Genomic DNA, 24961 nt, shown 5'->3' with positions numbered 1-24961 from the left:
GCGCCGGATTGCTGCGCCGCGCGGCCGCGCGGGCCGAGGCGTTGGCCTCGGCACTGAGCAGAAACTGCCTATATCGGCAGCGGTGCGCTCGCACTAGCGTGTGCCTCATGTCGACTTCTCTGCGCACCTCTGGAGTTCTCGTGGCGTTGGGCGTCGCAACGCTCGTCGTACTCGCAGGGTGCACGAATCCGCCCGGTGCTGACCCCGCTGTCGAGCCGACCAGCTCACCGGAGGCGTCGGAAGCGTCTGCTGAGCCGACCACCCCGCCTACCCGACCGGCGCTCGCTGATCTGGAGCTCAGCACCGAAGGGCTCCTCCCGCTCGCGCTCGGTCAAGCACCCGAGACGGATCCCACTCTGAGCATGGTCGCCTTCGATCCCATCGGCTGCACCGACGACGTCACCGGATACGGTTTCGGCATTCTCGCCGGCGACCCGCTCGCGGGGGGCTGGTTCATCGACCCCTCGTACGAAGTGCCTCCGTCGCCGACCGACAGTGGCCGACCTTTCGGGGTCGGAGTCGACTCGAGCGGCGTCGTCACGCGCATCGACCTGTACACCGACGACATTCCGACCGACGGCGGGGTGAGAATCGGCGACGATCGGGCCGATGTGATCGCGGCGCACCCGAGCGCGGTCGTCTCCAGCCAGTTCCTGACTGACATCTACGTGATCAGCTCGCCGAGCGGCATTCTTCAGATCGAGGTCGCTTCCCGAGCCACCCCAGATCAAGACGCGTACTGGGACTCGGTGAGCATCCCCGACGGTCAGGTGCTGTACATCCACGCGGTGACCCCGGCGCTGGGAGTCTTCACGGTCGCAGCGAGCGGCAACGCGGTCGGCGGCTGCAACTTCGGTTGACCAGGGCGGATGCTCGCGCGCGTGTCGCCCCGGCACCCGTCGCACCGCGCGAGTACCGTGAGTGAATGGCCTCGAGCACTCGATCGTCGTCGCGCTCGCGCGCCTCGTCGTCGCGCTCGAACTCGGGCTCGAGTCGCTCGCGCACTCAGGCGACGAAGAAGCTGCCGCCCCCTGAGCCCGAGCAGGGCATCCTCACGAAAGCGTGGATGGGCCTTGCCCACGCGACGGGCGCCGCCTTCCGCGTACTCGGCCGTGAGACGCTCGCGAAAGACGAGCGACGCGACGGGGTGCCGTTCTTCATCGTTGTGCTGGCCATCGCGGGGGCCTTCGTCGAGTGGTTCTTCATGGCCGACCCGGTCGCGGTCGCCCTCAACGCCTACACGTTCGGGGGTCTGGTCGGTCGAGTCTCGTTTGCGCTACCGGTCATCATGATCGTGTTCGCCGCCTGGCTGTTCCGGCACCCGGCCAGCGTGCACGACAACACCCGCATCGGCATCGGGCTCGGCCTGCTCATCGCGAGCGTCAGCGCGCTGTGCCACGTCGCTCTCGGCGCCCCTCAGCCGGCCTTGCCGCCGCTCGCGCTCGCCCAGGCGGGCGGCATCGTCGGCTGGATTCTCGGCGGCGTGCTCCTGCTTGCCACCGTGTACGTGGCGGTTCCCGCGCTCGTGCTGCTCGCCGCGCTGTCGGTGCTCATCATGACGAAGACGCCGCCGAACCGCATCGGCGACCGGTTGCGCGAGCTCTACGCCTACCTCTTCGGCGCTGAACTCACTCCGCGCGAGCCGAAGCAGAAGGCTGAGCCCGAGACCGTCGAGTTCGGCTCGCTCACCGACCTCGGCCTCGACATGGACGACTCGACCTCAATGCCCTGGTGGCGCAAGGGCAAGGCGGGGCGCGAGTCGGCGGCGTTCGACAGCCCCGTCGAGCGCGATCAGCAGACCGACGTCATCGACCCCGCTGTGCGCCAGAGCGTCACGGGCGATCTCGAGCGCGAGCTCGAGAAGGCCGAGCAGGCCGTGCAGCGCTTCACGGGTGACGTCGCGCCGGGCGCGGGCATCGCGCCGGCCGTGCTGCCGGGTTTCACGACGCGCGCGAGCGAGAAGGGCGCGGCCGGCGAGTTCGACGAGCCGCCTGCCTCACCGGCGACGTCGCGGTCGAGCCGCCCCTACCGCCTTCCGGCGGCGTCGATCCTCGCGCCGGGCGACCCGCCCAAGTCGAAATCGGCGGCGAACGATGCTGTCGTCGCCTCGATCACCGAAGTGCTCGAGCAGTTTCAGGTGGATGCTCGGGTCACCGGTTTCAGCCGCGGCCCGAGCGTCACGCGCTACGAGGTCGAGCTCGGCCCCGGCGTCAAGGTCGAGCGATTCACGGCTCTGACCAAGAACATCTCGTACGCCGTCGCGAGCAACGAGGTGAACATCCTGTCGCCGATTCCGGGCAAGAGCGCGATTGGCGTCGAGATTCCGAACATCGACCGCGAGATCGTGAGCCTCGGCGACGTGCTGCGCTCGAGCGCCGCGGCGAAGGCCTTGCACCCCATGACGATCGGCGTCGGCAAAGACGTCGAGGGCGGCTACCTCGTCGCCAACCTCGCCAAGATGCCCCACTTGCTCGTCGCGGGCTCGACCGGCTCGGGCAAGTCGAGCTTCGTCAACTCGATGATCACGAGCGTGCTCATGCGGGCGAAGCCTGCCGAGGTGCGCATGGTGCTCGTCGACCCCAAACGCGTCGAGCTCGCCGCGTACCAGGGTGTTCCGCACCTCATCACGCCCATCATCACGAACCCCAAGAAAGCCGCCGAGGCGCTGCAGTGGGTCGTGAAAGAGATGGACATGCGCTACGACGACCTCGCCTCGTTCGGCTTCCGGCACATCGATGACTTCAACCGAGCCGTGCTTGCCGACGAGATCCAGCTGCCCGAGGGCAGCAAGCGGCAGCTGCAGCCGTACCCGTACCTGCTCGTCGTCGTCGATGAGCTCGCCGACCTCATGATGGTCGCCCCGCGCGACGTCGAAGACTCGATCGTGCGCATCACCCAGCTGGCTCGCGCCTCGGGCATCCACCTTGTTCTCGCCACGCAGCGCCCGAGCGTGGATGTCGTGACGGGCCTCATCAAGGCCAACGTGCCCAGCCGCCTCGCGTTCGCGGTGTCGAGCATGACCGACAGCCGCGTGATTCTCGACCAGCCGGGCGCCGACAAGCTCATCGGCCAGGGCGACGCGCTCTTCCTGCCGATGGGTGCCTCCAAAGCGATCCGCGTGCAGGGCGCGTGGGTCACCGAAGCCGAGATCGCTGCAGTCGTTGATCACGTCAAGAAGCAGGCGCAGCCGGAATACCGCGACGATGTCGCCGCCGAGACCACCAAGCGCGAGATCGATGCCGACATCGGGGATGATCTCGAGGTGCTGCTCGCGGCCGCCGAGCTCGTCATCAGCACGCAGTTCGGCTCGACGTCGATGCTGCAGCGCAAGCTGCGCGTCGGCTTCGCCAAGGCCGGACGCCTCATGGACCTGCTCGAATCGCGCGAGATCGTCGGCCCCTCCGAGGGCTCGAAAGCGCGCGATGTTCTCGTCAGCCCTGACCAGCTGGCCGACGTGCTCGCGCGGCTTCGCGGCGAGGATGCTCCCGCGGCGTCGCCCGCCTCCTCCGACCCCGTGCAGCGCATGACGGAGGGGTATCCTGAGGTTGAGGGCGACTCCGACGAGGACGCCTGGAAGCTGACCGACCGCGACTGACGCCCACCCGGGCAGGGCCGCCGATGAGCCGGAGAGTTCAGTGGCTGAGAGCACCGATCGGTCGTACTCCATGCGCGGCCGCGTCGTGAAGGCGGGCGAGACGCCCGCCAGCAGCGGCAACCTCGCCAACATCATCACGGTCGTGCGCATTCTGCTCGCGCCCCTCTTCGTCGTGCTGCTCGTGCTCGACGGTGGAGCCGACGGGCCCCTGCGCATCGCTGCTGCGGCCCTGTTCATCGTCGCGATCGCGACCGACGGTGTCGACGGCATGCTCGCCCGCCGCCGCAACCTCGTCACCGACCTCGGCATTCTGCTCGATCCGATCGCCGACAAGCTGCTCACCGGGGCCGCGCTCGTGATGCTCGCGGTGCTCGCCGAGCTGCCGTGGTGGGTCGTCATCGTGATCCTCGTGCGCGAGTGGGGCATCACGCTCTACCGCTTCATGGTGCTGCGCGACCGCGTCGTGCCCGCTTCGCGCGGGGGCAAGCTCAAGACCGTCGTGCAGGCCGTCGCCATCTCGTTCGCGCTCGTGCCGTTCTGGCAGTGGTTCGGCGAGTGGGTGCACATCGTCAACACCGTGCTCATGTCGGCGGCGGTCGTGCTCACGGTCATCACGGGCATCGACTATCTCGTGCAGGCATGGCGGCTCAACCGGGCTCAGAAGGCGTGACTCGGGCCGACGCGATCATCGCCGCACTCACCCAGCGCGGTCTGACTCTCGCCGTGGCCGAGTCGCTCACCGGGGGAGCCGTGTCGGCAGAGCTCGTTCGCGTGCCGGGTGCCTCAGCCGTGCTGCGCGGGGCCGTCGTCGCCTATGACACGGCGCTCAAGACCAGCCTGCTGGGTGTGCCCGCCGAGCTGCTCGCTGACCGCGGGCCCGTGCATGAGCAGGTGGCAGCGCTCATGGCCGAGGGAGTGCGTGTTGCCGCGGCCGCCGGAGGGCATCCCGCAGATATCGGCGTCGCGACCACCGGAGTTGCCGGCCCCGACGCGCAGGGCGACGCTCCGGTCGGTCTGGTCTTCGTGGCCGTGGCGGATGCCGCGGGCACCCAGGTGCGCGAGTTGCGGCTCACGGGCGATCGCGCCGAGATCCGCGCGCAGGCGGTGGATGCTGCGATCGAGCTCGTGACCGATCGGCTCGCCCGCTCAACTCCGAAAGAGTGACAAAAGCCGTCGTCGATTCTGGGGAATGCCGTGGGTGACAGTCGTGTTACAGACAGCAAGCTGACAACCGTTCCACAGGTGTCGGCGATTACAGTGAAGGTATTCGCATCGGGTAGTGTGACGCTCCCGGCGCGACGATGAACGAGAGTTCAGTGAAAGGGGGTCCCCATGGTTCTGGTTCGACAAGAAATCGGTGAGGTCCTCCGCGACGTGCGCCTGCAGAAGGGCCGCACGCTGCGACAGGTGGCGAGCCGTGCCAGTGTGGCGCTCGGCTACTTGAGTGAAGTGGAGCGCGGCCAAAAGGAGGCCTCGAGCGAGATTCTCGCCTCCGTCGCCGACGCGCTCGATACCCCGATCTCGGTCATCATGCGCGAAGTCGGTGATCGCCTCGCGGTCATCGAGGGTGTGAGTGTCGTGCCCGACACGCTTCCCGACGAGCTCGTGGCCGAGTTCGACGCCGATCTCGCGATGCGCTGACCCGCGCTCGACGAACGGTTTCCACTCTGACTCGCAGCGAGTTCGCGCGCGCGATCGTCGACGAGTTCGGCGACGCCTACGGCCGCAGTCTGGTGCGCGACCTCGTGATCTCGGCGCTCGGTGAGCGCACGGCCGACGAAGCGCTCGCGGCCGGTCTCGCGCCTCGTGAGGTCTGGCTGGCGCTGTGCGCTGCGATGGATGTTCCGCGCGAGCGCTGGTACGGCGCGGGTCGCCCTGAGCCGAAGCGCGACTAGGTGCTCGCGCTCGCGACACGCCGCACGCCAGCTTCTTCGAACATGTGTTCGCCTGTCGCGTAGACTCCTCCCCAGCGGCACTCGAACACGAGTCACTGCACGTGCTGCGCGCCGAACCCGAGAATGTCGGGTCAGGAGCGTACCGTCGGTCTCGTCGGCGAACGCCGTCACGCCTTGTCGTGAACCGTCCGGCCTTGCTCCATCGGCCGGACGAGGAGCGACAGCAGACAGGCACACCGCGCACGAGATGAAACGGAGAACGCCATGCCTTCAGCAGCAGACCGCGAGAAAGCCCTCGAGACGGCACTCGCCCAGATCGACCGTCAGTTCGGCAAAGGCAGCGTCATGCGCCTCGGCTCTGACGAGCGCGCTCCCGTGGCGGTGATCCCCACCGGCTCGATCGCTCTCGATGTCGCCCTCGGCATCGGCGGGCTGCCGCGCGGCCGCATCATCGAGATCTACGGCCCCGAATCGTCGGGCAAGACCACGCTCACGCTCCACGCCATCGCCAACGTGCAGAAGGCAGGCGGCATCGCGGCCTTCATCGACGCTGAGCACGCGCTCGACCCCGACTACGCGCAGAAACTCGGCGTCGACATCGACCAGCTTCTCGTCTCGCAGCCCGACACGGGTGAGCAGGCGCTCGAGATCGCCGACATGCTCGTGCGCTCGGGCTCGATCGACCTCGTCGTCATCGACTCGGTGGCGGCGCTCGTGCCGCGCGCTGAGATCGAGGGCGAGATGGGCGACAGCCACGTCGGCCTGCAGGCGCGTCTCATGTCGCAGGCCCTGCGCAAGCTCACCGGTGGGCTCAACTCGACCGGCACGTCGATGATCTTCATCAACCAGCTGCGCGAGAAGATCGGCGTGTTCTTCGGCAGCCCTGAGACCACCTCGGGCGGCAAGGCGCTCAAGTTCTACGCCTCGGTGCGCCTCGACATCCGCCGCATCGAGACGCTCAAAGACGGTACCGACGCTGTGGGCAACCGCACGCGCGTCAAGGTCGTCAAGAACAAGATGGCTCCGCCGTTCAAGCAGGCCGAGTTCGACATTCTCTACGGCGTCGGCATCTCGCGCGAGGGCAGCCTCATCGACTTCGGCGTCGACCACGAGATCGTGCGCAAGTCGGGTGCTTGGTACACCTACGAGGGCGACCAGCTCGGCCAGGGCAAAGAGAACGCCCGCAACTTCCTGCTCGAGAACCCGACGATGGCGGCCGAGATCGAGAGCAAGATCCTCGCAAAACTCGGCATCGGTGCGAAGCTCGCCGCGGTCGAGCCGCTGGCCTCGGCCGCTGACAAGGCTTCCCCTGTGAAGACCGCTGCAGACAAGGCGCCTGCGAAGGGCACGGCGGCGGCAAAGGCTGCGGCGGCGTCTGACGGCGAGCAGCCCGCACTGCGCGCGGCGTCCGGCGCCTGATGACGGGCTCGCGCACCACCGGGCAGGGTGGCACTGATCACGACAGCACTGGCGACGACGGTGCTGAGAACGACGTGATCGCCCCCGTGACCTACCTGCCCGGGGTGCGCGAAGCCGCGGCAGAGCGTGAGGCGCTCGCTGTTCTCGAAGTCGAAAAGACACGCGCGGCTGACGCACGCCGTGCCGAGAACATCACGATGCACGCGCTCACCCGCCGAGGGCAGTCGCGGGCCGAGGTCGCCGACCTGCTGCGTCGGCGCGAGATCGACTCGGTCACGGCCGAGACCGAGCTGACGCGGCTCGAGTCGGTGGGCCTCATCGACGACCGGGCGCTCGCGCTCGATCTCGTCGACCGACTGCGCAGCCGCAAGAAGCTCGGCCCCTCGGCTCTGCGCAACGAGCTGATGCAGCGCAAGCTCGATCGAGCCGCGATCGACGAGGCCCTGGCCGAATCGGCGCACGACGACGATGATGACCTGCTGCTCGACCTCGCGCGCGACCGGGCACGTCGACTGGGTGGCCTCGACCGCACCACGGCCGAACGGCGACTGGTCGACTTTCTCGCCCGCAAGGGCCACACGGGCAGCGCTGCGCGCGACGCTGCGCGGCAGGCCCTCGATGGCGACGACTCCTCGTTCGATGATGCCGATGAACCCGGTCACCGTGCCACCGTGCACCGCGTGCAGTTCCGCTAGCACCGCCGACCGTAAACTGGGGGGCATGTCGACCACGCTTCTGTCCGCCCCGCGCACCTACGAGGTGCGCACCTACGGGTGCCAGATGAACGTGCACGACTCCGAGCGGTTGAGCGGCTCGCTCGAGGCTGCCGGCTACGTGAAGGCGGCCGACGGGGCACCTGACGTCGTCGTCATCAACACGTGCGCGGTGCGCGAGAACGCCGACAACAAGCTCTATGGCAACCTCGGCTACCTCGCGAGCGTCAAGCGCGAACGAGAGGGCATGCAGATCGCCGTCGGCGGGTGCCTCGCCCAGAAAGACCGTTCGGTCATCCTCGAGAAGGCACCCTGGGTCGATGTCGTGTTCGGCACCCACAACATGGGCTCGCTGCCGGCTCTGCTCGACCGCGCCCGTCACAATGGTGAAGCGCAACTCGAGATTCTCGAATCGCTCGAGACCTTCCCCTCCACGCTGCCGACGCGACGCGAGTCGACGTCGAGCGGGTGGGTCAGCATCTCGGTCGGCTGCAACAACACCTGCACCTTCTGCATCGTGCCCGCCCTGCGCGGCAAAGAGAAAGACCGTCGCCCCGGCGATATCCTCGCCGAAGTGCGGGCGCTCGTCGACGACGGGGCCATCGAGGTCACGCTGCTCGGCCAGAACGTCAACTCGTATGGCGTCGAGTTCGGCGACCGGCTCGCCTTCGGCAAGCTGCTGAGGGCCGCAGGCACCATTGAAGGTCTCGAGCGCATCCGCTTCACGAGTCCGCACCCCGCCGCGTTCACCGACGACGTCATCGACGCGATGGCCGAGACGCCCGCCGTCATGCCGCAGCTGCACATGCCTCTGCAGTCCGGCTCTGACCGCGTGCTCAAGGCGATGCGGCGCTCGTATCGCAGCGACAAGTTTCTCGGCATCCTCGACCGCGTGCGCGAGCGCATCCCTCACGCCGCCATCACGACCGACATCATCGTCGGTTTCCCCGGCGAGACCGAAGAAGATTTCGCCGAGACCCTGCGGGTCGTCGAGCAGTCTCGGTTCGCGAGCGCGTTCACGTTCCAGTACTCGATCCGGCCCGGCACCCCGGCGGCTACGATGCCCGATCAGGTACCCAAGGCCGTCGTGCAAGAGCGCTACGAGCGTCTCGCCGCCCTACAAGACCGCATCAGCGCCGAAGAGAACCAGCGACAGATCGGCCGCGAGGTCACCGTGCTCATCTCGAGCCACGACGGCAAGAAAGACGCTCTCCACAACCGCATCTCGGGTCGCGCTGACGACAACCGTCTCGTGCACCTCACCGTGCCCGCAGGCAGCGACGAGCCGCGGCCGGGTGACCTCGTGACGACGACGATCACGGGCGCCGCGGCCTTTCACCTCGTGGCCGATCACGATGCACCGCTCTCGATCCGACGCACGCGCGCGGGCGACGCCTGGGATCGCGCTCAGGCCGAGAGCTGCGGCGTGCCCGCCCCGACGAGCGGCACGGGTGCTACGACCGCCCGGGTGGGCCTCGGCCTGCCGACGGTGCGCGTGCCGGGTGGCGCGCGAGGCTGAGCGCCCCGCGCTGACCGCCGGAGGGCATCCGTCATGATCATCGCCATCACCGGCGCGACCGGCACCGGCAAGAGCGAACTCGCGCTGCGGCTCGCCGATCTCTGGCAGGCTCGCGACATCGCCGCCGAGGTCGTGAACGCCGACGCGATGCAGCTGTATCGGGGCATGGACATCGGCACGGCGAAGCTCTCGCTCGCCGAACGACGGGGCGTGCCGCATCACCTTATCGACGTGCTCGACGTCACCGACGAGGCGAGCGTCGCGCAGTACCAGGTCAACGCACGAGCGGCCATCGACGGCATTCAGGCGCGCGGAGCGGTGCCGCTGCTTGTCGGGGGCTCGGGGTTGTACCTCGCGGCGGTGCTCACCGATTTCCGTTTTCCGGGCACCGACCCCGATCGTCGGGCGCACTGGGAGGCCGAGCTCGAGAGACTCGGCCCCGGCGGGCTGCACACCGTGCTCGAGGCGCGCGATCCCGCCGCGGCCGCCGCCATCGGCCCGCACAACGGCCGCAGACTCGTGCGCGCCCTCGAGGTCGGAGACCTGACGGGCGCGCCTTTCGTCGCCGGATTGGGCGCGCGCAGCAGCGAGTGGCGGCCCTACCGGCAGTTCGCTCTCGGCCTCGAGCGCCACGCACTCGTCGGCCGTCTCGATGAGCGCGTGCTGCGCATGTGGCGAACCGGACTTCTCGACGAGGTGCGAGGGCTTCTGCCGCTTGGCCTTGAGCGCGGAGTGACGGCGAGCAGGGCCATCGGCTACGCGCAGGCGATCGCGCAACTTCGCGGCGAGCTCGACGAATCGCAGGCGATCGAGCAGACGCAGTCGCTCACGCGCCGCTACGCGAGACGGCAGGTCAGCTGGTTGCGTCGAGATTCCGCGGTCGAGTGGCTGGATGCCGCTGCCGACGACCTCGCGTCGCAAGTCGACCGCAGCGTCGTCGATGGGCTCGTCGATAGCATGGGTCGGTGACGACGCTGCGATTCACCAAGGGCCACGGCACTGCCAATGACTTCGTGCTCATCGCCGATGCCGACGGCGAGCTCGAGCTCTCGACCGAGCAGCTCGCGGCGCTGGCCGACCGGCACCGCGGGGTCGGCGGCGACGGCGTCATCAGGGTCGTGCGATCTGAGCATCTCGCAGAGGGGCGTGCTCTTCTCGAGCAGGCTCCGGACGCCGAGTGGTTCATGGACTACTCGAACAGCGACGGCAGCACGGCCGAGATGTGCGGCAACGGCATCCGCGTGTTCGTGCACTACTTGCTCGATCGCAGACTCGCCGAGATCGCGCCGGGCCACTCGATCGCGATCGGCACGCGCGCGGGGGTGCGCGACGTGCACCGCCTCGCCGACGGCTACGCCGCCGACCTCGGCCGCTGGCGCCTCGACGGCTCAGAGCCGCTCGTGAAGGCCCGCGAGCTTCCCGTCGCACGCCCCGGACTCGGCATCGATGTCGGCAATCCGCACGTCGTCGTCGCGCTGGCAAGCGACGACGAGCTCGACAGCCTTGACTTGAGCGCCCCGCCCGCACTCGAGCCTGCGCCGCCAGCCGGAGCGAATGTCGAATTCGTCGTCCCCGCCGACCCGCTCGTGGTCGATGGCGTCGGGCGCATCCGGCTGCGGGTGCACGAGCGCGGCAGCGGCGAGACGCTCTCGTGCGGCACCGGCGCCGCTGCTGCTGCCCTCGCGGTGCGGCACTGGGCGGGTGCGGGCGCGCCGAACGAGTGGCGGGTGACCGTGCCGGGCGGCGTGCTCGGCGTGCGCATGTTCGCGGCCGAAGACGGCGAGCACGTGGCACTCTCGGGGCCCGCGGTGCTGGTCTACGACGGCGAGTTGCGCGCCTAGACCTCAGGAATGTCGGGCATGACCGGGATAGCACCGGTCCGGCCCGACCGGTTGCGCACGCGCAACACGCGGTAGCCCTTGTGGGTGGCGTGCCGCGAGATGGTGAGCTCGCCGTCGTAGCGGGCATCCATCCACCGCTGCAGCGAGTCGGCACCCAGATTGCGGGCGACGACCAGCCATCCGTCGGCCGATTCGCGCAGCCGCGGCAGCCAGGCGTCGAGCAGACCGTGCAGCTCGTTCTTGCCGATGCGAATCGGCGGGTTCGACCAGATGCACATGAAGCGCACGTCGTCGGGCACCTCGTGCGGCAGGGCGGTGCGAATGTTGTTGAGGCCCAGCAGCTCGGCATTGCGACGGGTCAGCTCAAGCGCGCGCTCGTTGACGTCGACGGCCCAGACGGTCGCATGCGGAGACTCGGTGGCGAGCGTGAGCGCGATCGCCCCCCAGCCGCAGCCGAGGTCAAGAAGGTCTCCGCTGGGCGGGGGAGGGGGCACGTGGCTGAGAAGCACCTGCGTGCCCGCGTCGAGAGCGTTGGGGCTGAAGACGCCGCCGGCCGTCTGCAGTTGAACCTCGCGACCGGCGATCGCAACCGTCAGAGGCTTGGCGATGAACTCGCCGCTCGGGTGAGCGCTGAAGTAGTGCTCGTGAGCCATGCCCAGAATCTATCGAACTGCGGCGGAGTACAGTGAACGCGATGATTGACCACGACGACACCGACGCTGCGAACGCTGCAGATTCTGCCGCCCAGACCCACGACGCCGGGGCGGATGCTGTGGCGCGCGTGCTGGCGCATGGCGACGCGCGGGCGCGCTCGGTGACGTTGCACGGCGCGGCGGCCCTCAACGCTGACGCGAGCTACTCGGCCGACCGCGACGGCGATCAGTTCGACCGAGAAGACCGAGCCGCACTGCGCAGGGTCGGAGGCCTGTCGACAGAGCTCGACGACGTCACCGAGGTCGAGTACCGGCAGCTGCGGCTCGAGAACGTCGTGCTCATCGGCATCTACCCTCAGGGAGCACTTGACGACGCCGAGAACTCTTTGCGCGAGCTCGCCGCCCTGGCTGAAACCGCGGGTGCCGTCGTGCTCGATGGGTTGCTGCAGCGACGCCCGCACCCTGATCCGAGCACTTTCCTCGGCAAGGGCAAGGCACAAGAACTCGCGCTCGTCGTCAAAGAACTCGGAGCCGACACCGTCATCGCCGACACCGAGCTCGCCCCGAGCCAGCGGCGTGCACTCGAAGACGTCGTCAAGGTCAAGGTCATCGACCGCACGGCCGTGATTCTCGACATCTTCAGCCAGCACGCGAAGAGCCGAGAGGGTAAGGCTCAGGTCGAACTGGCCCAGCTCGAGTACCTGCTGCCGCGACTGCGCGGCTGGGGCGAGTCGATGTCGCGCCAGGCCGGTGGCCAGGTCGGTGCGGCGGGAGCCGGCATGGGCAGCCGTGGCCCGGGTGAGACGAAGATCGAGCTTGATCGTCGACGCATCAACACGCGCATGGCCAAGCTGCGCCGCCAGATCAAGGGCTTCGCTCCGGCGCGCGCCGCGAAGCGGGCGAACCGCGACCGCTACTCGGTGCCGAGCGTCGCGATCGCTGGCTACACCAACGCAGGCAAGTCGAGTCTGCTGAACCGCATCACGCGTGCGGGTGTGCTCGTCGAGAACGCGTTGTTCGCGACGCTCGACCCGACAGTGCGCAAGTCGACGACGCCCGACGGCCGTCCGTACACGATCGCCGACACGGTCGGATTCGTGCGCAACCTGCCGCATCAGCTCGTCGAGGCCTTCCGGTCGACACTCGAAGAGGTTGCCGAGGCCGACGTCGTGCTGCACGTCATCGACGGAGCCCACCCCGACCCTGCCTCTCAGCTCGCGACCGTGCGCGACGTCATCGGCGAGGTCGGTGCACGCGAACTGCCCGAGCTGGTCGCCATCAACAAGAGCGACCTGCTCGACGACGACGCCCGGCTGCTTCTGCGTGGCCTCGTGCCTGATGCGGTGTTCGTCTCGGCCAAGACCGGCGAGGGCATCGACGAGCTGCAGGCGCGCATCGCTGCCCTGCTGCCGAATCCCGAGATCGAGCTGACCGTGGTCGTGCCCTACGAGCGAGGCGATCTCGTCTCGCTGCTGCACGAGCGCGGGCGCATCATCGCGACCGACTACGTGGAGTCGGGCACGCGCGTGCACGCGTTCGCGACCCCCGAGATCGCCACGCTGGTCGAGCAGTACACGGTGCAGCCGGCGGGCTAGCCGGATGCTCGCGGAGCGCTCGTCGGACTAGACCGAGCGCAGTACCGCGACGACCTTGCCCAGCACCGTCGCATGGTCACCGAGGATCGGCTCGTAGGCCGAGTTCTGCGGCAGCAGCCAGGTGTGCCCGTCGCGCTGCTTGAACACCTTGACGGTCGCCTCGTTGTCGAGCATGGCCGCGACGATCTCGCCATTCTCGGCAGTGCTCTGCTGACGCACGACGACCCAGTCGCCGTCGCAGATCGCTGCGTCGATCATCGAGTCGCCGACGACGGTGAGCATGAAGAGCTCGCCCTTGCCGACGAGCTGCCGCGGCAGCGGAACCACTTCTTCGACCATCTGGTCGGCAGTGATCGGAATACCTGCGGCGATGCGCCCCACGAGCGGCACCATCGCAGCATCGCCCACTGACGGGCCAGGAAGGGCGTCAGAGTCGACCGCGTGCGAGGGGTCGGGTTCGAGGTCGATGAGCACCTCGAGGGCGCGAGGCCGGTTGGGGTCGCGCCTCAGGTAGCCGCTCAGTTCGAGCTGCCCCAGCTGGTGCGAGACGCTCGAAAGCGAGGCGAGACCGACCGCCTCGGCGATCTCCCGCATGCTCGGCGGGTAGCCGCGTCGAGCGACAGAGGCCTGAATGACCGAGAGAATCTCGCGCTGCTTGTCGCTCAGCGTCGTACGACGGCGGGTCGACGGAGCGCTCGGCGAGGCGCCGGTGTCGAGATCACGAAGGTCGTCGTGCAGCTCGTCGGCCATGTCGGCTCCGTCCTGACAGATGCGTTCTGTCGACTGTCGGTGGTCCTCGCGAATGTCGGTGGTGTCGAGTGGAATGCTCTCGAACCCTCGAAACTCTATCCAGTCGAACGGCTCATATCAAACATCTGTTCGAGTGTGTCGCACGATTGGTCACGAAAGTGGGGCGAGGGCTTGAAACTGTGTTCGATCGAAGGTATGTTCGGAACACAGGTTCGCATCGCCTCTCCCGGCCGAGAAGCGGTGCATCCCCCGGCAGCCCCCTGCCGGGGGACCTGTACCACGCAGCACAGCACCATCGAAACACCGCAGCAGCATCGACCGAAGGGCGACACCATGAGCGCAGTCATCTACGACCACCGCTTCGCATCGACGATGCCCTCGGTCGGTCTCGTGCCTCGCACGCGTCTGCGTCTGACGCGTCGCGGCCGGGCCGTGATCGCGGTGCTCGTCTCGCTGCCGCTCGTGATCGCGCTGGTGAGCATGTCACTCAACGGCGGGGGAGCGACGGCCACCTCGACCAGCGGTGACAGCGCGGCGGTCACGACCGTGACGGTCGAAGCCGGCCAATCACTGTGGTCGCTCGCAGCGACGATCGCTCCCGACTCCTCCACGGCCGATGTCGTCGCCGACCTCATGTCGATCAACGCGCTCGAGAGCGCGTCGGTCGTGCCCGGCCAGCAGCTCGTCGTTCCTGAACGCTACGTCGACTGAGCGCCTCCTCTGACTCCCTGCGCACGCGGGACTGCCTCGTGAGAGGTGCCCGATGCCCGCGGCTACGATGAGCGGGTGACGACCCTCGACGATCTGCCGATCCGTGACGATCTGCGGGGCTTGACCCCGTACGGCGCACCCCAGAAGACGGTGCGCATCGCGCTCAACGTCAACGAGAACACGCATCCTGTTCCTGACGAGGTCATCGCGCATGTCTTGGCAGCGGTCGCACGCGAGCTGCAGTCGGTCAACCGCTATCCCGATCGCGAGTTCACGCGGTTGCGCGAGCATCTTGCTCAGTATCTCGGCGATGGTGTGACCCCCGAGCAGATCTGGGCTGCGAACGGCTCGAACGAAGTAATTCAGCACATTCTGCAGGCGTTCGGCGGCCCCGGACGCTCGGTGCTCGGCTTCCCGCCGACCTACTCGATGCACTCGATCATCGCGGCGGGCACGGGCACGAGGTGGCTCGCCGGCGACCGCGACGACGACTTCGCACTCACGCCCGCCACAGCAGTCTCCGCCGTCAAGCGATTCGATCCCGACCTCGTCTTTCTGTGCGCGCCCAACAACCCCACGGGCACACCGCTCGGTCTCGACACGATCGCCGCGGTCTACGAGGCCAGCCGTGGCATCGTCATGGTCGATGAGGCCTATGCCGAATTCATGCCGGCTGGGCAGCCCGATGCCCTCAGTCTGCTGCCCGGCCGAGAGCGGCTGGTCGTCTCGCGCACGATGAGCAAGGCGTTCGCCTTCGCCGGCGCTCGGCTCGGGTACCTGGCCGCCGACCCCGCGGTGATCGACGCTCTGCGGCTCGTGCGCCTGCCGTACCACCTCTCGGCCCTCACCCAGGCGGCGGCCACCGCCGCGCTCGAGCACGCCCCGACCATGCTGCGCACCGTCGACGACATCCGCCGCCAGCGTGATCGCCTCGTGGTCGAGCTCTCCGCACTGGGGTATAGCCCCCACGAGAGCGGGGCCAACTTCGTACTCTTCGGCGGCGTCGACGATCCGCAGGCGACCTTCCGCTACCTGCTCAACCACGACATCCTCATCCGCGACATCGGTCTCGCGCACCACCTGAGGGTCACGGCGGGCACCGAGGACGAGACCACAGAGTTCCTGGATGTGCTCGCTAAGATGAGCCGGTGAGTACCCCCCGCATTGCCGAGTTGAGCCGTGAGACGAGCGAATCGTCGATCGAGTTGCGCATCGACCTCGACGGCACCGGTCGTTCGTCGATCTCGACCACCGTGCCGTTCTTTGACCACATGCTGACGGCGTTTGCCAAGCACGCGCTCGTCGACCTCGACATCTCGGCGAGCGGTGACACCGACATCGACGTGCACCACACGGTCGAAGACACCGGCATTGTGCTCGGCACCGCGATTGCTCGCGCGCTCGGTGACAAGGCGGGCATTGCCCGGTTCGGCGATGCGCTCGTGCCGCTCGACGAGGCGCTCGCGCAGGCCGTGGTCGACATCAGCGGCAGGCCCTATCTCGTGCACACGGGCGAGCCGGCGGGGTTCGAGCACCACCTCATCGGCGGCCACTTCACGGGCTCGATGGTGCGCCACGTCTTCGAGGCGATCACGATGCACGCGGGCCTCACGGTGCACCTCACTGTGCTCGCCGGCCGCGACCCGCACCACATTGCCGAAGCCGAGTTCAAGGCTTTCGCGCGAGCGTTCCGCCAGGCCGTGCAGCTCGACGCGCGCGTGCACGGCATTCCGTCGACGAAAGGCGCGCTCTGATCGTGAGCGCTCCTGACGTGGTCGTGCTCGACTACGGCTCTGGCAACGTGCATTCGGCGGCGAAAGCCCTCGAGGCCGCCGGGGCCCGAGTCGAGCTGACGGCCGACCGTGATCGCGTGCTGGCCGCCGACGGACTACTGGTTCCCGGCGTGGGGGCATTCAGCGCGGTGATGGATGCTCTCCGCGCGGTGCGCGGCGACGAGCTCATCGATCGGCGGCTCGCGGGCGGTCGGCCCGTGCTCGGCATCTGCGTGGGTCAGCAGGTGATGTTCGAGAGCGGAGAGGAGCGGGGCGTCGTGACTGCCGGGCTCGGGCAGTGGCCCGGCACGGTGACAGCCCTGCGCGCCCCGACCGTGCCCCACATGGGCTGGAACACTGTCGAGGCCGACGACGACTCGAGGCTCTTCGCGGGCCTGCACGACGAGCGGTTCTATTTCGTGCACTCCTACGCCGCCCACGAGTGGACGCTCGACCCGCACCCGGCGATTCCAGCGCCGATCGTCACGTGGGCCGAGCACGGCGAGAGGTTCATCGCGGCGGTCGAGAACGGTCCGCTGACGAGCACGCAGTTCCACCCCGAAAAGTCGGGCGCGGCAGGCCTGCGGCTGCTGAGCAATTGGCTGGGCACTTTCTGAACTCGGCCCGTGCCCATCGACGGGGTACGATGCTGTGTTTGGTCGCGACCAGCCGACCACCACGATGCACCACCATGACACGACGATCAGAAAGCCATCGATGAGCGAGTTCTCGACGATCCCCGCCCTTACGCTCCTTCCGGCGGTGGATGTCGCAGGGGGCAAGGCCGTGCGCCTCACGCAAGGTGAAGCCGGCACCGAGACGAGCTACGGCGACCCCATCGATGCCGCTCACGAGTGGGCAGACCAGGGCGCAGAGTGGATTCACCTCGTCGACCTCGACGCGGCATTCGGTCGCGGCAGCAACCGCTCGATCATCAAGAAGGTGGTCAAGACGACCCCTCGCAACGTCAACATCGAGCTCTCGGGCGGCATTCGCGACGACGCGACGCTCGAGGCGGCGCTCGCGACGGGCGCGAAGCGCATCAACCTCGGCACCGCCGCGCTCGAGAACCCCGAGTGGGCGGCGCACGTCATCGCCGAGTACGGCGAGGCGATCGCGGTCGGGCTCGACGTGCGCGGCACGACTCTTGCAGCTCGTGGCTGGACAGAAGAGGGCGGCGATCTATGGTCGGTGCTCGAGCGGCTCGAGTCGGCAGGCTGCGCCCGTTATGTCGTCACCGACGTCACGAAAGACGGCACGCTCAAGGGCCCGAACCTCGACCTGCTGCGCTCGGTCATGGAGCGCACCCACCGCCCGGTGATCGCGTCGGGCGGCGTGGCGAGCCTCGACGACATCGCCGCGCTGCGTGAGCTCGTGCCGCTCGGTCTCGAGGGCGCGATCGTCGGCAAGGCGCTCTACGCCGGTGCCTTCACCCTGCCCGAAGCGCTGGATGTCGCCGGCCGCTGACTCGGCTGGCCAACCCTGGCAAGGTCGGCATTTCGAGCCCAACACGAACGCCGACGACGACGGCTCAGCGCCCGAGGCCTTCCTTCGCGCGCGGTCGGCCTTCCGGGCTGGCGAGCTGACCCTCGCAAGCTTCGTTGACAGTCTGCGCACCTGTCGCTTCTTGATCCCCCTCGTCGCGGTCGCGGGCGAGACGAGCGTCACCGATCACGGTCTCGTCGTCGACAAGAGTCAAGAACTGTCGATCATCACGGTCGCTGGCCCCGACGGGCGCCCGATCCTGCCGGTGTTCTCGTCGGTCGCCGCGATGTCGCGGTGGCGGCCGGATGCTCGGCCCGTGCCGGCCGACGCTGTGCGCGTCGCCCTCGCGGCGGCGAGCGAGCACACCGATCGCATCGTGATCGACCCTCGGTCGGGCGGTGACGAGGTCGTTCTGCCCCGGCCGGCCGTGTGGGCGATCGCGCAGGGCGCGCCCTGGGTGCCGGCCGTCGATGATGCCGAAGTGCTCGAGGCGATTGCGCGGCCCGCGGCACAGCATCCACAGATCTGGGCGGTCTCGCTTATTGCCGGAGACGAGCAGGCGCGGGGAGTCGCGCCTGAAGTGATCGTGCGACTCGCGGTCGAGCCTGGCCTCGACGCCGAGGGCTTGCGAACGATTGTGCAGTCGTTGAGCGCCGCCTGGGCTCAGGATGCGACCGTTGCCGAGCGCATCGACTCGATGTCGGTGCAGCCGGTTGCCGCCGAGCCGCTCTAGTTCACCGGACCCGTGAGCTTCTCGCCCGGACCCATGCCGGGTGCATCGGGAAAAGGCGAGGCTTCGCGGAACGCGAGCTGTACCGACCGCAGACCGTCGCGCAGTACGCGCGCGTGGTGGTCGCCGAGCTCGGGCGACGCGGCAGTGATGAGGCCGGCGAGTGCGACGATGAGCTTGCGCGCCTCGGCCAGGTCGATCTCGTCGTCGCCGTGTTCCGAGAGCCCGCACTTCACCGCGGCGGCGCTGAGCAGGTGCACGGCGACCGTGTTGATGATCTCGACGGCCGGCACATCGGCGATGTCGCGGGCGGGGTCGATGTCGGCGTCTAGCTCGCTCATGGTGCCTCTCGGTTGCGGTGACTGCGGGAAGGATCGCCGCCCGCGTTTCGAAAACGGTGCGGTGCTGGTAGGGTTATGCGGGCTCCGGGGCCAGATCCCCGGTACGAAAGTGGAGAATCCTCCCACCCGCGCTTGACCGCCTTTAGGTTACCGGGTCGAATCACCCCGTTCGTCGGCTCTTCCGAGAGCCGCGCGAAGACCGTGGGTGGTGCTGGCCGTGCGCCAGGGGTGCTCTCCTCTTTCACCGAACAACCGTGGTGAACCAACAGAGGAGAATCGCATCAGCGAACCGAGAACGAACGATCGCATCCGAGTGCCTGAGGTACGCCTCGTCGGCCCCGCCGGAGAGCAGGTCGGAGTCGTCAAGATCGAGGTGGCACTGCGCCTGGCCCAAGAAGCCGACCTCGATCTGGTCGAGGTCGCCCCCAACTCGAAGCCGCCCGTGGTCAAGATCATGGATTACGGCAAGTTCAAGTACGAGGCGGCGCAGAAGGCGAAAGAGGCGCGTCGCAACCAGGCGAACACGATCCTCAAAGAGGTGCGCTTCCGCCTGAAGATCGACAAGCACGACTACGAGACCAAGCGCAAGCGCGCCGAAGGCTTCTTGCAGGCGGGCGACAAGGTCAAGGCCATGATCCTGTTCCGCGGCCGCGAGCAGTCGCGCCCCGAGCAGGGTGTGCGCCTGCTGCAGCGCTTCGCCGAAGACGTCGCCGAGTACGGCACCGTCGAGTCGACCCCCATGATCGACGGCCGCAATATGGTCATGATCATCGGCCCGCTGCGCAACAAGGCTGACGCCAAGGCCGAGCAGATGGCGGCTCGTGCAGCCACCAAGGCGGCGCGCAAAGAGAATGAGGCTGCTCCGGCAGCTGAGGCTCCTGCGAAGGCTCCTGCTGCGAAGAAGGCAGTCGTCGCCGAGCCGCAGGAGACCGCGGTCGCCGATCAGCCTGACGAGAAGCCAGCTGCAGCGAAGAAGCCGGCCACTGCGAAGCCGGCGGCAGCCAAGCCGACGGCAGCCAAGTCCGCTGCAGCCAAGCCTGCGGCCGCGAAGCCCACAGCGAAGGCTGCGAGCAAGACCCCCACGACCACCACCGACGGCGCTTCGGCGACGGCGGAGTAGAACCACGACGAAACGAGGAAACGATGCCCAAGCAGAAGACGCACTCCGGTGCCAAGAAGCGCTTCAAGTTGACCGGCTCCGGCAAGGTCATGAAGCAGGGCGCCGGCATGCGCCACAACCTTGAGAAGAAGAGCAGCAAGGTCACGCGCCGCCTGAACCGTGAGGTCGTTCTTGCTCCGCAAGACGCCAAGGTCATCAAGAAGCTCATCGGCAAGAAGTAAGACCCGAGACAGAACCCTAAGGATAAGAAGAAATGGCTAGAGTCAAGCGGGCGGTCAATGCCCACAAGAAGCGTCGGGTCATCCTCGAGCGGGCCGAGGGCTACCGCGGTCAGCGGTCGCGCCTCTACCGCAAGGCCAAAGAGCAGGTCACGCACTCGCTGGTCTACTCGTACCGCGACCGCCGTGCGAAGAAGGGCGAGTTCCGCCGTCTCTGGATCCAGCGCATCAACGCCGCTTCGCGCGCGAACGGCCTGACGTACAACCGCCTCATCCAGGGCCTCGGCCTGGCTGGCGTCGAGGTCGACCGTCGTATGCTCGCCGAGCTCGCGGTCAACGAGCCCGCGGCCTTCACGGCGCTCGTCAAGGTCGCCAAGGAGGCCCTTCCGGCCGACACCTCGGCACCGAAGACCGACGCGGCGTAGTTCACCCGCTGACCGTCATCGCGGCGCGTCCCCGACTCGGGGGCGCGCCGCGTCGACGTTCACGCGCATGCGGCGCGGGCGCGCCGAGACGGGTTCACCTGGCGTTCACACTCGTCTCGCTAGCATGACGCTGTGATCGACAACCCGCGCTCGCCGCGCGTGCGCGCCGCCGCGAAGCTGGCCAAGAAGAACCAGCGCGCCGAGACCGGCCTGTTCTTGCTCGAAGGCCCGCAGGCCGTCGCCGAAGCACTGCAGTACCGCCCGGAGCTCATTGTCGAGATCTTCGCCACGCAAGCCGCTCTCGACCGCTACGTCGGTATCGGGCGCGCGGCGGCCGACGCCGGATGCCGTGTCGAGCAGGTGACGGATGCCGTGCTCGAGACCATCGCCGACACCGTGACGCCGCAGGGTGTCGTCGCGGTCTGCCGCCAGTTTCCCCTTTCCCTCGACGAGCTGCTAAGCCGTCGCCCGCGCCTCGTCGCCGTGCTCGAAGAAGTGCGCGACCCGGGCAACGCGGGCACGATCATCCGCGTCGCGGATGCGGCAGGTGCTGACGCCGTCATCCTCAGCGGCACGAGCGTCGACGTCTTCAACCCGAAGGTCGTGCGGGCGACGACCGGGTCGCTTTTCCACGTGCCCGTCGTCGTGGGTGTGGCTCTCGAGCCGACCCTGCAGAAGCTGCGCGAGGCAGGCAGCCGTATTCTTGCGGCCGACATCTCGGGCGACGACCTGCTCGCAGTGCGGTCAGACGGCCACCTCGATGGGCCCACGGCGTGGCTGTTCGGCAACGAGGCTCGTGGGCTCACTCGCGAGCAGCTCGACCTCGCCGACCGAGCGGTGATCGTGCCGATTTACGGCAAGGCCGAGTCGCTCAACCTCGCTACCGCCGCCGCGGTGTGCCTCTACGAGAGCGCCTTCGCCCAGCGGGCGTAGGCGCACTGAGAGGCAGCGCTCGACAGCTGCTCGGGCATTTTGGCGCGCACGAGAGCGGCCGCGGTGCGACTGCTAGCCTCGGCGATGTGCACCGCGCCAGAAAGCAGGGGGTGTCCGCCGACGTCAGTGCCGACACCGGTCTTCACGGTGCGCTCTGCGACCGGGTCATCCCGTGGGCGGTCGCATGGCCGTTCTGATCGTCGAGGACGACGATCGACTCATGGATGCGCTGCGCGCGTTTCTGCGCAAGGCCGGCTACGACACGGTCAGCGCCGCGGATGCCGCTCAGGCGCTCGAGGCCCTCGGCACTGACACCGAGGTTGTGCTTCTCGATCTCGGTCTGCCCGACATGGACGGCATCGAGCTCTGTCGTCGAATCCGCGAGCGGTCAGGAGTGCCGATCATCATCGCCACCGCCCGCAGTCATGTTCAGGAGCGCATCCGGGGCCTGCGAGCCGGCGCGGACGACTTCGTCGTCAAGCCCTACAACGTGCTCGAGCTGGTGGCACGCATCGAGGCGGTCACGCGGCGGTCGCGGTCGCTCGTGGCGGAACCGGTTCAGGAGCAGGTCATCGACGTGTCGGGAACGCGGATCGATCTGTCGGCTCGCCAGTTGATCGTCGACGGACACCCGGTTGAGCTGACGCGCACCGAGTTCGACATCCTTGCCGTACTCGCTCGGTATCCCGGGGTTGTCGTGCCGCGTGAGCGCATCATCCGCGAGGTCTGGCAGACCGACTGGCACGCCTTCAGTCGTTCGCTCGAGGTGCACGTCGGCTCCATTCGGCGCAAGACCGGGCGAGGCGACTTGATCGAGACGGTGCGCGGCATCGGCTATCGATTCGCGGGGAGGTAGCCGTGCGCCGCCGACTGGTCACCGTGTTCCTCGTTCCGCTCGTCGCGGTGCTGCTGGTTCTGGGCGGTGCGTACGCGTGGAGTGCCGCGCGCAGCATCCAGCAGGAGCACTTCTCTGAGCTGCTGGGCGATGTTGCCTACTTCGTCACGAGCGCACGGCAGGCCTTGCGATCGGGAAGCCCCGATCTCGTCGCTAGTGAAGCCGAGCGCTACTACGAGCTCTACGGCACGCGGGTGCTGGTCATCGACCGGTCCGGCTCACTATGGGCCTCTGGCGGCGACGAAACAGTCGTGCTCGATGAGAATACGACAGCGCAGATTCAGCTCGCTCTCGCCGGGCGCAGGAGCGAGCTGCCCGAGCCGGCGCTGCCGTGGGCGCTCACCGACTCGGTCATGGTCGAGCCGGTGCTCGAGAACGGCGACCCCATCGGGGCAGTCGTCGTCACGGCGAGCATCGACGTCGCGCGAGAGACGATCCTCGAGCAGTGGGCCCTCCTGCTGGGTGGTGCGGTGCTGGCCACATCCATCGGGCTGATCGTGGTGTTCCGCCTCGCCACCTGGGTCTTGCGGCCTATCCGACGCGTCGATGCTGCCATGGAAGCGATCGAACGCGGTGACGTGGAAGCGCGCATCGCCGACGAGACCGGACCCCCTGAGCTGCGCAGCATGATCGTGATCTTCAACAGCATGGCCGAGCACATCGAGAGGATGATGACGCGTCAGCAGGAGTTCGCACTCAACGCATCGCACGAGCTGCGCAACCCGCTCAACGCCTTGCTCGTGCGGGTGGAGTACCTCGCGACAGGGCTTGATGACGAGTGGAACCGAGACGTCGAAGAGACGCGCGAGGAGGGTCGCCGGATGACCCGCATTCTTGACACTCTTCTCAATCTCGCCAGGAGTGGTGAGCGCGGCGCGGCCGAAGAGATCGTCAATGTCGCGGAGGTCGTGAGCGACAGGGCTGAGGCATGGCGTCAGTCCGCGTCGACAGCGGGCATCTCGCTCGTCGTCGACGGCGAGGGGGGAGTGCTGACCCAGACCGACCGCACGATTCTCGAGAGCGCACTGGATGCGGTGATCGACAACGCTGTGAAATTCTCCCCGTCGGGCACGCGTGTCATGCTCGCGGTGACCGACTCGACCGATGGCGCGGAGATCGTGGTGCGCGATCACGGCCCCGGAGTCGGGGCCGATGAACTCGCTCACCTCACCGAACGGTTCTGGCGAAGTCCGCGCAATCGCAGCACCCCGGGCTCGGGCCTGGGGTTGGCGATCGCCACCGACCTGCTGCAGTCGATCGGCGGAGGGCTCCGCGTCGAGTCGCCCGACGGCGGAGGGCTCGCGGTCCACCTGCGCCTGGCGAATGCGGGGCCCTCATGACGCCGCGTTCGCGACGCAGCGTCACTGCGGCCCTCGGCCTGATCATGGCGGGGCTGACCCTGGTGGCATGCGGGCCGGCGGCCCCGGCAGAGCGGTTCTCCATCGCGGGCGGCGGGGTCACGGGGGTCTACTACGCCTTCGGCGAGCAGCTGGCCGATGTGCTCTCCAGCAGGCTCGACACGGTGGTCACTGTCGATGAGACGAACGGTTCGGTCGACAACCTGCAGCGCGTGAGCGACGGGCGTGCGCTTTTCGGGTTCGCGCAGAGCGATGTGGCCGCTGATGCGGTCGCCGGCAACGGGGGGTTTGCCGAACCCCTCGCCGTGCAAGCTGTGGCTCGGCTCTACGACGAGTATGTGCACGTCGTGGTGCGATCAGACTCAGACATCATGCAGATCGGGGACTTCGCGGGTCGTGCTGTCTCGCTGGGGGCTCCCAGCTCGGGCGTGAGCATCGTCGCCGAGCGGGTGATCATCGCGGCCGGAGTCGACCCGGCAGCGATCGATGACCGGGCGATGGGGCTCGCCGAGTCGATCGACGCTCTGCGCGACGGTGACATCGAGGGGTTCTTCTGGGTCGGAGGGCTTCCGACTCCGGGCCTCGCAGAGCTGTTCGGGGAGGCTCCCACCCGCCTGCTCTCGATCGACGCGGCCACGGTCGAGCGGGCGAATGCAGCGCACGGCGGCGTCTACCGGCTCGCCGAGTTCCCCATCGGGGCGTACGGGCGAACCCAGGCCACGGCGACGATGACCGTGCCCAATTACCTCATGGTCGCGCAAAGCGCTTCGGACGAGCTCGTGCGCGAGGTGCTCACAGCGCTGTTCGAGTCGCGTTCCGTCATCGCGGCAGAGGTTCCGGCCGCAGCCTTGCTCGACCGCCGGGAAGCCATCTTCACCGACCCGGTGTCGTTGCACGCCGGTGCCGTGGAGTACTACAGCGAGTCGAGGCGCTGAGCGCGAGCTGCACGCTCAAGAAACCCTCAAGGCGCGCGTGGGGGACTACCCCGCGACT

Annotated in this window: 28 protein-coding genes; 25 read left to right on the top strand and 3 right to left on the bottom strand. The window is 68.1% G+C overall.

Annotated features, from left to right (window positions below; translation table 11 throughout):
- Window positions 1-107: 107 nt before the first annotated feature.
- From KL788_RS01030 to dapF, 11 genes are all read left to right on the top strand, one after another.
- Complete coding sequence (locus KL788_RS01030; protein ID WP_293167678.1) at window positions 108-860, top strand: hypothetical protein; 753 nt, start codon at window positions 108-110, stop codon at window positions 858-860.
- A 65-nt stretch (window positions 861-925) separates the two neighbouring features.
- Entirely contained in the window at window positions 926-3595 is a 2670-nt protein-coding gene (locus tag KL788_RS01025) for an FtsK/SpoIIIE family DNA translocase (RefSeq protein ID WP_293167676.1), read from the top strand.
- Window positions 3596-3665: 70 nt separating this feature from the next.
- On the top strand, window positions 3666-4265 hold the full coding sequence (gene pgsA / locus KL788_RS01020) for a CDP-diacylglycerol--glycerol-3-phosphate 3-phosphatidyltransferase (protein WP_293167933.1): 600 nt from the start codon (window positions 3666-3668) through the stop codon (window positions 4263-4265).
- Window positions 4262-4759, top strand: coding sequence for a CinA family protein (locus KL788_RS01015; RefSeq protein ID WP_428846097.1), 498 nt, complete (start codon window positions 4262-4264; stop codon window positions 4757-4759). Before pgsA ends, KL788_RS01015 begins: the two co-directional genes overlap by 4 nt.
- A gap of 168 nt (window positions 4760-4927) precedes the next feature.
- Window positions 4928-5236: a helix-turn-helix domain-containing protein gene (locus KL788_RS01010; RefSeq protein ID WP_293167672.1), complete on the top strand. Its 309-nt coding sequence runs from the start codon at window positions 4928-4930 to the stop codon at window positions 5234-5236.
- Between the two features lie 26 nt (window positions 5237-5262).
- Complete coding sequence (locus KL788_RS01005) at window positions 5263-5490, top strand: DUF3046 domain-containing protein (RefSeq protein ID WP_293167931.1); 228 nt, start codon at window positions 5263-5265, stop codon at window positions 5488-5490.
- Between the two features lie 264 nt (window positions 5491-5754).
- Window positions 5755-6909, top strand: coding sequence for a recombinase RecA (recA, locus tag KL788_RS01000; RefSeq protein WP_293167670.1), 1155 nt, complete (start codon window positions 5755-5757; stop codon window positions 6907-6909).
- The gene (locus KL788_RS00995; RefSeq protein WP_293167668.1) at window positions 6909-7604 is read left to right on the top strand and encodes a regulatory protein RecX; all 696 of its coding nucleotides are present in this window, start codon (window positions 6909-6911) and stop codon (window positions 7602-7604) included. The genes recA and KL788_RS00995 overlap by 1 nt, the downstream gene beginning before the upstream one ends.
- A gap of 25 nt (window positions 7605-7629) precedes the next feature.
- Window positions 7630-9141: a tRNA (N6-isopentenyl adenosine(37)-C2)-methylthiotransferase MiaB gene (gene miaB, locus KL788_RS00990; protein WP_293167666.1), complete on the top strand. Its 1512-nt coding sequence runs from the start codon at window positions 7630-7632 to the stop codon at window positions 9139-9141.
- A 33-nt stretch (window positions 9142-9174) separates the two neighbouring features.
- Window positions 9175-10110 (top strand): tRNA (adenosine(37)-N6)-dimethylallyltransferase MiaA, encoded by a 936-nt coding sequence (gene miaA / locus KL788_RS00985; RefSeq protein ID WP_293167664.1) that lies wholly within the window; start codon window positions 9175-9177, stop codon window positions 10108-10110.
- A complete protein-coding gene (gene dapF, locus KL788_RS00980; RefSeq protein WP_293167663.1) occupies window positions 10107-10982 on the top strand; it encodes a diaminopimelate epimerase in 876 nt (291 codons plus the stop codon). The genes miaA and dapF overlap by 4 nt, the downstream gene beginning before the upstream one ends.
- Here dapF and KL788_RS00975 read toward each other — a convergent pair.
- The gene (locus tag KL788_RS00975) at window positions 10979-11635 is read right to left on the bottom strand and encodes a class I SAM-dependent methyltransferase (protein ID WP_293167661.1); all 657 of its coding nucleotides are present in this window, start codon (window positions 11633-11635) and stop codon (window positions 10979-10981) included. The genes dapF and KL788_RS00975 overlap by 4 nt on opposite strands.
- A 41-nt stretch (window positions 11636-11676) precedes the next feature.
- Here KL788_RS00975 and hflX point away from each other — a divergent pair, with 41 nt between their 5' ends.
- Window positions 11677-13230, top strand: coding sequence for a GTPase HflX (gene hflX, locus KL788_RS00970; protein WP_293167659.1), 1554 nt, complete (start codon window positions 11677-11679; stop codon window positions 13228-13230).
- Window positions 13231-13257: 27 nt separating this feature from the next.
- On the opposite strand, the gene lexA is transcribed toward hflX, so the two are convergent.
- Entirely contained in the window at window positions 13258-13980 is a 723-nt protein-coding gene (lexA, locus tag KL788_RS00965; RefSeq protein ID WP_293167658.1) for a transcriptional repressor LexA, read from the bottom strand.
- Window positions 13981-14313: 333 nt separating this feature from the next.
- Between lexA and KL788_RS00960 the strand changes: the two genes are divergently transcribed.
- The 6 genes from KL788_RS00960 (at window position 14314) to KL788_RS00935 (ending at window position 18681) form a co-directional block, all read left to right on the top strand.
- The gene (locus tag KL788_RS00960; protein WP_293167656.1) at window positions 14314-14691 is read left to right on the top strand and encodes a LysM peptidoglycan-binding domain-containing protein; all 378 of its coding nucleotides are present in this window, start codon (window positions 14314-14316) and stop codon (window positions 14689-14691) included.
- A 75-nt stretch (window positions 14692-14766) separates the two neighbouring features.
- The gene (locus tag KL788_RS00955; RefSeq protein WP_293167654.1) at window positions 14767-15843 is read left to right on the top strand and encodes a histidinol-phosphate transaminase; all 1077 of its coding nucleotides are present in this window, start codon (window positions 14767-14769) and stop codon (window positions 15841-15843) included.
- Window positions 15840-16445 carry an imidazoleglycerol-phosphate dehydratase HisB gene (hisB, locus tag KL788_RS00950; protein WP_293167653.1) on the top strand — a complete coding sequence of 202 codons (606 nt, stop codon included), beginning with the start codon at window positions 15840-15842 and terminating at the stop codon, window positions 16443-16445. The genes KL788_RS00955 and hisB overlap by 4 nt, the downstream gene beginning before the upstream one ends.
- A 2-nt stretch (window positions 16446-16447) precedes the next feature.
- On the top strand, window positions 16448-17080 hold the full coding sequence (gene hisH, locus KL788_RS00945) for an imidazole glycerol phosphate synthase subunit HisH (RefSeq protein WP_293167651.1): 633 nt from the start codon (window positions 16448-16450) through the stop codon (window positions 17078-17080).
- A 100-nt stretch (window positions 17081-17180) separates the two neighbouring features.
- Complete coding sequence (gene priA, locus KL788_RS00940) at window positions 17181-17930, top strand: bifunctional 1-(5-phosphoribosyl)-5-((5-phosphoribosylamino)methylideneamino)imidazole-4-carboxamide isomerase/phosphoribosylanthranilate isomerase PriA (RefSeq protein WP_293167649.1); 750 nt, start codon at window positions 17181-17183, stop codon at window positions 17928-17930.
- A complete protein-coding gene (locus tag KL788_RS00935; protein WP_293167647.1) occupies window positions 17914-18681 on the top strand; it encodes an SseB family protein in 768 nt (255 codons plus the stop codon). Before priA ends, KL788_RS00935 begins: the two co-directional genes overlap by 17 nt.
- Here the strand turns inward: KL788_RS00935 and KL788_RS00930 are convergent.
- A complete protein-coding gene (locus KL788_RS00930; protein ID WP_293167645.1) occupies window positions 18678-19019 on the bottom strand; it encodes a DUF1844 domain-containing protein in 342 nt (113 codons plus the stop codon). The genes KL788_RS00935 and KL788_RS00930 overlap by 4 nt on opposite strands.
- 313 nt (window positions 19020-19332) lie before the next feature.
- On the opposite strand from KL788_RS00930, the gene infC reads away from it, so the two are divergent.
- The 7 genes from infC (at window position 19333) to KL788_RS00895 (ending at window position 24903) form a co-directional block, all read left to right on the top strand.
- Window positions 19333-20139 carry a translation initiation factor IF-3 gene (gene infC / locus KL788_RS00925; RefSeq protein WP_428846096.1) on the top strand — a complete coding sequence of 269 codons (807 nt, stop codon included), beginning with the start codon at window positions 19333-19335 and terminating at the stop codon, window positions 20137-20139.
- A 23-nt stretch (window positions 20140-20162) separates the two neighbouring features.
- The gene (gene rpmI, locus KL788_RS00920) at window positions 20163-20360 is read left to right on the top strand and encodes a 50S ribosomal protein L35 (RefSeq protein WP_293167643.1); all 198 of its coding nucleotides are present in this window, start codon (window positions 20163-20165) and stop codon (window positions 20358-20360) included.
- Window positions 20361-20392: 32 nt separating this feature from the next.
- Complete coding sequence (gene rplT, locus KL788_RS00915) at window positions 20393-20782, top strand: 50S ribosomal protein L20 (RefSeq protein WP_293167641.1); 390 nt, start codon at window positions 20393-20395, stop codon at window positions 20780-20782.
- Between the two features lie 132 nt (window positions 20783-20914).
- Window positions 20915-21715: a TrmH family RNA methyltransferase gene (locus KL788_RS00910; protein WP_293167639.1), complete on the top strand. Its 801-nt coding sequence runs from the start codon at window positions 20915-20917 to the stop codon at window positions 21713-21715.
- A gap of 184 nt (window positions 21716-21899) precedes the next feature.
- The gene (locus KL788_RS00905; protein ID WP_293167638.1) at window positions 21900-22571 is read left to right on the top strand and encodes a response regulator transcription factor; all 672 of its coding nucleotides are present in this window, start codon (window positions 21900-21902) and stop codon (window positions 22569-22571) included.
- Window positions 22572-22573: 2 nt separating this feature from the next.
- Entirely contained in the window at window positions 22574-23950 is a 1377-nt protein-coding gene (locus KL788_RS00900) for a sensor histidine kinase (RefSeq protein ID WP_293167637.1), read from the top strand.
- Window positions 23947-24903 (top strand): TAXI family TRAP transporter solute-binding subunit, encoded by a 957-nt coding sequence (locus tag KL788_RS00895; protein ID WP_293167636.1) that lies wholly within the window; start codon window positions 23947-23949, stop codon window positions 24901-24903. The genes KL788_RS00900 and KL788_RS00895 overlap by 4 nt, the downstream gene beginning before the upstream one ends.
- Window positions 24904-24961: the final 58 nt, after the last annotated feature.

The sequence above is a fragment of the Microcella sp. genome, assembly GCF_019739195.1.
GTDB lineage: Bacteria > Actinomycetota > Actinomycetes > Actinomycetales > Microbacteriaceae > Microcella.
This window is presented reverse-complemented; position numbering and strand designations above follow the sequence as displayed.

What these genes read in the sequence shown, in the direction of transcription:
- KL788_RS00895 (WP_293167636.1), top strand. Translation starts at nt 23,947, where the DNA reads ATGACGCCGCGTTCGCGACGCAGCGTCACTGCGGCCCTCGGCCTGATC.
- lexA (WP_293167658.1), bottom strand. Translation starts at nt 13,980, where the DNA reads ATGGCCGACGAGCTGCACGACGACCTTCGTGATCTCGACACCGGCGCC.
- KL788_RS00935 (WP_293167647.1), top strand. Translation starts at nt 17,914, where the DNA reads ATGTCGCCGGCCGCTGACTCGGCTGGCCAACCCTGGCAAGGTCGGCAT.
- KL788_RS01010 (WP_293167672.1), top strand. Translation starts at nt 4,928, where the DNA reads ATGGTTCTGGTTCGACAAGAAATCGGTGAGGTCCTCCGCGACGTGCGC.
- KL788_RS00960 (WP_293167656.1), top strand. Translation starts at nt 14,314, where the DNA reads ATGAGCGCAGTCATCTACGACCACCGCTTCGCATCGACGATGCCCTCG.
- KL788_RS01030 (WP_293167678.1), top strand. Translation starts at nt 108, where the DNA reads ATGTCGACTTCTCTGCGCACCTCTGGAGTTCTCGTGGCGTTGGGCGTC.
- rplT (WP_293167641.1), top strand. Translation starts at nt 20,393, where the DNA reads ATGGCTAGAGTCAAGCGGGCGGTCAATGCCCACAAGAAGCGTCGGGTC.
- KL788_RS01025 (WP_293167676.1), top strand. Translation starts at nt 926, where the DNA reads ATGGCCTCGAGCACTCGATCGTCGTCGCGCTCGCGCGCCTCGTCGTCG.
- miaA (WP_293167664.1), top strand. Translation starts at nt 9,175, where the DNA reads ATGATCATCGCCATCACCGGCGCGACCGGCACCGGCAAGAGCGAACTC.
- pgsA (WP_293167933.1), top strand. Translation starts at nt 3,666, where the DNA reads ATGCGCGGCCGCGTCGTGAAGGCGGGCGAGACGCCCGCCAGCAGCGGC.
- recA (WP_293167670.1), top strand. Translation starts at nt 5,755, where the DNA reads ATGCCTTCAGCAGCAGACCGCGAGAAAGCCCTCGAGACGGCACTCGCC.
- KL788_RS00930 (WP_293167645.1), bottom strand. Translation starts at nt 19,019, where the DNA reads ATGAGCGAGCTAGACGCCGACATCGACCCCGCCCGCGACATCGCCGAT.
- priA (WP_293167649.1), top strand. Translation starts at nt 17,181, where the DNA reads ATGAGCGAGTTCTCGACGATCCCCGCCCTTACGCTCCTTCCGGCGGTG.
- miaB (WP_293167666.1), top strand. Translation starts at nt 7,630, where the DNA reads ATGTCGACCACGCTTCTGTCCGCCCCGCGCACCTACGAGGTGCGCACC.
- KL788_RS00995 (WP_293167668.1), top strand. Translation starts at nt 6,909, where the DNA reads ATGACGGGCTCGCGCACCACCGGGCAGGGTGGCACTGATCACGACAGC.
- KL788_RS00975 (WP_293167661.1), bottom strand. Translation starts at nt 11,635, where the DNA reads ATGGCTCACGAGCACTACTTCAGCGCTCACCCGAGCGGCGAGTTCATC.
- rpmI (WP_293167643.1), top strand. Translation starts at nt 20,163, where the DNA reads ATGCCCAAGCAGAAGACGCACTCCGGTGCCAAGAAGCGCTTCAAGTTG.
- hflX (WP_293167659.1), top strand. Translation starts at nt 11,677, where the DNA reads ATGATTGACCACGACGACACCGACGCTGCGAACGCTGCAGATTCTGCC.
- KL788_RS00905 (WP_293167638.1), top strand. Translation starts at nt 21,900, where the DNA reads ATGGCCGTTCTGATCGTCGAGGACGACGATCGACTCATGGATGCGCTG.